This window comes from Micrococcus sp. EYE_212, assembly GCF_023147585.1.
Classification (GTDB): Bacteria; Actinomycetota; Actinomycetes; order Actinomycetales; family Micrococcaceae; genus Micrococcus.
In genome coordinates, this window is the sequence record NZ_JAHXOZ010000022.1 from 19,909 (window position 1) to 20,589 (window position 681).

The window sequence follows — 681 nt, forward strand, 5'->3', positions numbered from 1 at the left end:
CTTGCGGGCCCCGATGCGCTCTCCTGGCAGGCCGCAGCCCTCACGAGAGGTCCAACGCCAGTTCTGGCGTGTGATCGCCACCGGCGTTACGACGGTCGAGGCATCCCTGACTGTGGGCGTGTCGTGGCCCGTCGGGGCGCGCTGGTTCCGTCACGCTGGCGGCATGGCCCCACTGTCCCTGGCCGAGCCCACCGGCCGGTACCTGTCCTTCGCTGAGCGTGAAGAGATCGCAATCCTCCATGCCCAGGGCCAGGGGGTCCGTCAGATCGCACGCACGCTGGGACGTGATCCCGGCACGATCAGTCGCGAGCTGCGCCGTAACTGCGCCACCCGCTCCGGGAGCAAGGAGTACCGGGCCACGGTGGCGCAGTGGAAGGCTCAGGAGGCGGCCAGGCGGCCCAAGCCGGCGAAGCTGGCCACGAACCAGCGGCTGCATGACTACGTCCAGGCGCGCCTGAACGGGATGGTCCTGGGCCCCGATGGCGTGGCCGTGCCGGGACCAGTCGGGCCCGGTTTCAAGGGGCGGAAGATGAAACCGCGCCGGGCGGACCGGCGGTGGTCCACGGCGTGGAGCCCTGAGCAGATCAGCCACCGGCTGCGCCTGGAGTTCCCGGATGATGAGTCCATGCGGATCTCTCACGAAGCGATCTATCAGTCCCTGTTCGTCGAGGGACGGGGCGC

General features: G+C 69.6%; 1 protein-coding gene. It reads left to right on the plus strand.

Features of this window, described 5'->3' with window-relative positions; genetic code table 11:
* Window position 1: 1 nt before the first annotated feature.
* On the plus strand, window positions 2–681 hold a 680-nt coding region (locus KZX60_RS11320), incomplete at its 3' end, for a helix-turn-helix domain-containing protein (protein WP_248118449.1).